This window comes from Moorena sp. SIO4E2 (assembly GCF_010671945.1).
Classification (GTDB): Bacteria; Cyanobacteriota; Cyanobacteriia; order Cyanobacteriales; family Coleofasciculaceae; genus Moorena; species Moorena producens.
Genome location: NZ_JAAHIE010000501.1, coordinates 1 through 5194, shown reverse-complemented (window position 1 = coordinate 5194; position 5194 = coordinate 1). Strand labels below are relative to the sequence as shown.

Below are 5194 nucleotides of genomic sequence, written 5' to 3'. Positions count from 1 at the left end.
ATCCGACCCCGTGTAGTTAAAGCACCTGCTAGCTGAACGCGATCGCGTGCGCGTAGCGCATTAGCTGATAGCTGATAGCTGACGGCACTTCAAGTAGCGTGCGCGTAGCGCATTAGCTTACATCTCAACAATCACAACAGGGGTTTAAAGTTCAGAGTTAAGATAATCTAGATTAGACCAGCTTAATCTAGACATACACAACCGATTATTTCATTCGGGAACAGCTTTTGTCAACTATGCTCATTATCAAGGTCTGGTTATGATTCGGTTAATGCTGGCTAACCCTGAACTGCAAAAAGCCGATCTAGAAAAGTTTTTGCATAATTTCATTCATGCTGGTAAACTCTTCATGCTGGTACACTAGGTGAAGCTGTTAAAGGATAGAAGACATCATGAAAGATAGCAAAGACTTTTACGAAGGGATCGGATTGACTTTGCTCGATCCTCAAAATGAGACGGAAGGAGTCAGGGAGTATCAGAAGTTAGAAGAAGAATTTATCAAGAGAACCTTTGAAGGGGTGGATAGTGTTCTGGAGGTAGGATGTGGTGAGGGACGTTATCTTCGTCATCTTGCCCCCCTTGTCGGCAAGATCACAGGAATTGATTTTGCCGAACAACTGGTAAACATAGCTAAAGAATCAACTGCAACTTTTGATAATGTAAAAGTCATTCTCGGAAGAGCGGAACATTTACCTACTCTGGTTCAAGAAAGGTTTACTCATGCTTTACTGGGATGGAATACCATCGGCAATATTCCTCAAGAAGTTCATGAAATTATTTTCGATAATCTCGAAAAATTAGTAGACAAAAAGATATTTATTTCGACTTTTAAATGTGCTCAAGAAGTCATGGATGAGCGCTTACGCTTTTATGCTAAAACCGGTTTAAAAGTAGAAAGGATCAATGGCAATCAAGTGATTTTAGAACGGGGTTCCCATTTTCCTAATGCTTATCCTTTCAGCTATTTTCAGGAATTGCTTGAATCAGTAGGATTTTCTATGGAAACTCATGATTTGGGCTTTGTTGGTGTGATGATCGAAGGAACTAAAAAATAACTTGACTGAATGATATTTTCCCCACCTTGAGGAAAATATCAACAATCACAACAGGGCTTTAAAGGTCAGATTTAAGGTCATAGGCATATACCGTAGCCTCCCCATGGGAAGCACGCCCCGCAATCGCTCCATTGATTAGCTCCTTTGCAGAGCCATCCCCTAGCACCGCTTCGACCTGAGCCACAAACTGGCTCATTTCAGCAGGTGTCAGCAACGCAAATGCCACATCTGTTGACCGCCAACCAGGGTCGAGGCTAAGCCTCACCATCTGTTCATCCTGGGCTTCAATCCAGTGGGATTCCGCTGGGGTTACATTACCAGTCATGGTGAACCCCATTTTCTCCATCAGCGATGTGAACCAAACACCCTCGGTCACGGACCAGACCGAATCCAGACGCTCCCACGCTGATTCTGGAAATAGGTTAAAATGCCAGTAAGCTTTACGACGCTGCTCTCGGCTAGTCGTGACAAGTACAAGTCGTCCACTAGGTTTCAGCACTCGTTTGGCTTCCCCGATCGCCTGCTCACATTGCTCCGTTAAAGATGCTGAATGGACGTCTTCCCCTCCAAGGTGGTGTAGCACTTGGGCCAACAGCACTAGGTCAAAGGAACCGTCTTCAAAAGGAAGCTTGGTGACAGAACCCACCTCAAAGCTGGCATTGTCCAAGTCTTGACAATGTTCTTTGGCGATCGCAATCCGCGCGGAATCGGTGTCAATTCCCACAACTTTACTCGCCACCTCAGCAAGGTATCGTGCGTGCTGCCCTGTGCCGCAGCCAGCGTCTAACACCATATCTCCTGGCCGGACAAATCCCAAGATCTCTTTTACCCCAAAGGGGCTGCGTGCTTGGTTGTATTGGGCCGCTGACTGGTCTGAATTGTTGTCGCCGTAACCAGCCTGATTGTCATCTTGCTTCAGGTAGTGCTCGATATTATATGGTTTCCTTGGCATCCCCTGTTTCCCCTACATAACGCTCTGTCCGCAGATCGGGGTCGTGGGCCACCACCCGGTGCATTCGGCGCAGGCCAAGGTAGTCTGCCCTAGCCAGGTGCTGCACTCCAAAGTTGTCCCAGATCACCACATCCCCCTTAGTCCAGGAATGGCAAAGAACCTGGTCTGGACGGTTGGCTTGCTCAAAGACGCGGTTCAAAAGTTCCGTACTCTCCTCTTCCGACATTCCTACCAAGGACACCGTGAAATTTGAGTTCAGATAGAGCAGTGGCACACCTGTGTCGGGATGCTTAATCACTGCCGGATGAATAGCCTGCACGTCATTAGTCACATCATCCGGTCGGTTGACCCGGGCATAACCCTTCTGGAGAGAGTGGAGAGCGCTGATACCATGCAACTGCTCCCTTAGTTCTGGTGAGAGATTGCGGTACATTTGGTTAGCATTTTGGAAGCAGGTATTACCACCGTTAGGAGGCAGGATAAACCCACATAATACGCTGGCCCGGGATGGGTTCATTCGCCAACTCATATCTGAGTGGAATAGGAAGGAATCCGCTGGAATCCCCGTGTCACCCATGGTTTCCAGAATTTGCACCTTGCCAGTGCTGTCTTTGGGTGCGTTTACTGGGTGGTAGTTCTCGATCTTCCCGAAAAGCCCCGCCAACTTTAACAGACTTGCATCAGCTTGGATTGGTTGATCACCGAAACTGCCTCCGTCAGGAGGGATGATCACTACCCCATTTTCGTAGAGCAGCTCTCGAATGCGATCGCATTGTTCTGGGGAATTAAGATCAACGTTCGTCAGCTTCACCCCAAAGGGTTTGAGTTGATGGACTGCAAGAGTGGATAAGGTTTTCATGGATATTGAACTGTTTAACTGGTAAACCGTTATGATACACTGGTAATTCTCTGTTCCAGAATATCCGGCTCAATCTCTTCAGGTTTAAAAACTAAATCAGGTTTGAGGTAGTGTAACGGATAATCTTGGCGCATCCGTTTGTAGCCTGCACTAGTAATATTGAGCACAATGGTGTCCTTTTTCCCTATTTTACCCGCTTCAACTGCTTGAATTAAAGCACCAGTAGCAACACCGGCAGCAGGACTAACATCTATTCCTTCCAATTTTTCAAATAAAATTCTTGCTTTCTCTGATTCGTCATTAGTCACACCATACATTTCTCCCTCAGTATCAGCCAATGCTTCATAAAGTCCTCCTGCAAGAGAGTAAGCCGGGTTTCGGTTGGTAAGTACCTTTGCAGAAACCTGACTAATGGATTTTTTTGCTTCTATTTCGCTCAAAGCAGTAATGTCTCGACTACCTGCTTTCCAGGCATCGGTCATGGGGGTAAAAGGAATATTTTGACAGAGGTGAAGCTTGATTTTTTTGTTGCCAAATCTGCCATCTGCTAAAAATCTGAGATTGGCTTCGTAAGCTGAAATCCCACCAGTACCGGAACCCACAGCTTGGAAATAGTGATCAGGAATTTCCCCAATGGTTACTGTAGCATCCACAACGGTTAGCCCCATGCCATCCCGTCTGGCTACATTTTTAGCTCCTCCTTCCGGAAAGAAACCCTCTAATTCACTGATAATTTTTCCGATCCGAATGGCATCGGAGTAGTCACTATTCCCACCAACAGCAATCAGACGAACACAAGAATCAAACGGCTCCTTTGACCAGATGGCGGATAAATTTTGCTCTGGAATGACCAAGCAAAAGGGAATCTTCAGCTTAGAGCAAACCGTAGCAAACGCTCGGCCAGTATTTCCAGCTGAAGCAACGACTAGGGTTTTGGGGTTATCCTCTGGTATTCTAGCTAATATCGGGAAAGCTTCTAATTCTTTAAACGAACAAGTAGAAAGATCAGCATCTCGCTCTGGCCAGTAGCCATTGAAACAAATGAAAAGATGATCTAATCCGAGATGGTGAGCCAGATTTTTGCTTTGATAAGTAATCGGTTTACCTTCTGTCTCTAAGTATCGATCAACCGGTAGCCAATCGATATATCGGAATAAACCTGGGAGATTCTCTTTGACTTCTAGCTTTTCGTTAGGATAGACAGCACGCAGAAGGGATGGCTCATGTTCTTCGTCACAGCAAAGGCGGAAAGGGTCTGGTTCATAGTCTTTTCCACACAACGTGCAACGCAGGATATATTTGAGTTTAGACTTCATTGTGATTAGTCCTTGGCTACCGCAATATTATAACAGGTAGTTAAAAATAGTCCGATTTGGAAGTCGGGAGTCGGGAGCGGTGCGACCCGTGGCGAATTTAATTCGCCAACGGAAAGCGCACCGAGGGAGTCGGGAGTCGGGGGAGATTTTTATGAAGTATAATGATCCTGGTATAGTTTGAGGGTTAATAAAAAAAAGCGACACTCTTTGCTGAGCATCACTTTTTTTAGGTCTATAGCAGTCGAAGTAAAGGTTAAAACATCGGTAAGCATTCAGCGGTCAGCCGTCAGCCGTCAGCCGTGAGCTAAAAGCTCACGCTACTTGAGGTGCCGACGTAATAGAGATTAAAATAATGCTGACCTCTTTTATTCAAAAGCTGATAGCTGCTAAGCATTCAGCCGTCAGCCGTCAGCCAAAGGCTGATACGCGACACGCTGATACGCGACACGCTGATAGCTGATAGCTTACAGATATAGTTATGTTCCCTGTTCCCTTTAAACCAAAAAACTATCTCCTATTAATAATAGGTTCCCGACTTACGATGATGCAGAGCAGTTACTCCATCAGATAGCACCTTCCCATTTTTAACTACCCCATAAACTAGCCAGTGGTCACCACATTCCATCCGATTTTCTACAGTACATTCCAAATAAGCTAGGGCATCACTTAGTATTGGACAACCATTCTCTGATTCTTCGATCTTTATCCCACCAAATCGGTCTTCACCAGGTCCAAATGGTTTAAGAAACTGTTTCATCAAGGGTAAATGTTTCCCATCTTCTAACACATTCAATACAAAGTTATCCCCAGTGTGCATCAAAGACTCAACTGCTCGTTCTTTAGCTACCGCTACGGTTAACCCTGGAGGCGTAAAGGTAGCTTGAGATACCCAGGAAGCTAGCATCGCTCCGGTCAGGTCTTGTTGTTTAGTAGTCACAACACACAGTGAACCAATCAACCGTCCCACCGCTTGCTCCGTGCGGGCAGCGGAAGACTCACCAGCAGGTTGCTT

Annotated in this window: 5 protein-coding genes; 1 reads left to right on the top strand and 4 read right to left on the bottom strand. The window is 45.9% G+C overall.

Annotation, left to right across the window (positions count from 1 at the left end; genetic code table 11):
* The first annotated feature begins 392 nt into the window (after positions 1-392).
* Positions 393-1055 (top strand): class I SAM-dependent methyltransferase, encoded by a 663-nt coding sequence (locus F6K37_RS31550; RefSeq protein WP_287254500.1) that lies wholly within the window; start codon positions 393-395, stop codon positions 1053-1055.
* 58 nt (positions 1056-1113) lie between these two features.
* Here F6K37_RS31550 and F6K37_RS31545 read toward each other — a convergent pair whose 3' ends face one another.
* From F6K37_RS31545 to F6K37_RS31530, 4 genes are all read right to left on the bottom strand, one after another.
* Complete coding sequence (locus F6K37_RS31545) at positions 1114-2007, bottom strand: class I SAM-dependent methyltransferase (RefSeq protein ID WP_008187907.1); 894 nt, start codon at positions 2005-2007, stop codon at positions 1114-1116.
* The gene (locus F6K37_RS31540) at positions 1988-2866 is read right to left on the bottom strand and encodes a TauD/TfdA dioxygenase family protein (protein WP_008187906.1); all 879 of its coding nucleotides are present in this window, start codon (positions 2864-2866) and stop codon (positions 1988-1990) included. Before F6K37_RS31540 ends, F6K37_RS31545 begins: the two co-directional genes overlap by 20 nt.
* 29 nt (positions 2867-2895) lie before the next feature.
* Complete coding sequence (locus tag F6K37_RS31535) at positions 2896-4182, bottom strand: cysteate synthase (RefSeq protein WP_008187905.1); 1287 nt, start codon at positions 4180-4182, stop codon at positions 2896-2898.
* Positions 4183-4699: 517 nt separating this feature from the next.
* The coding region (locus F6K37_RS31530) for a flavin reductase family protein (RefSeq protein ID WP_287254496.1) at positions 4700-5194 on the bottom strand (495 nt) is incomplete at its 5' end.

Coding starts and splice junctions, on each gene's coding strand:
- F6K37_RS31550 (WP_287254500.1), top strand. CDS start 393: ATGAAAGATAGCAAAGACTTTTACGAAGGGATCGGATTGACTTTGCTC.
- F6K37_RS31545 (WP_008187907.1), bottom strand. CDS start 2,007: ATGCCAAGGAAACCATATAATATCGAGCACTACCTGAAGCAAGATGAC.
- F6K37_RS31540 (WP_008187906.1), bottom strand. CDS start 2,866: ATGAAAACCTTATCCACTCTTGCAGTCCATCAACTCAAACCCTTTGGG.
- F6K37_RS31535 (WP_008187905.1), bottom strand. CDS start 4,182: ATGAAGTCTAAACTCAAATATATCCTGCGTTGCACGTTGTGTGGAAAA.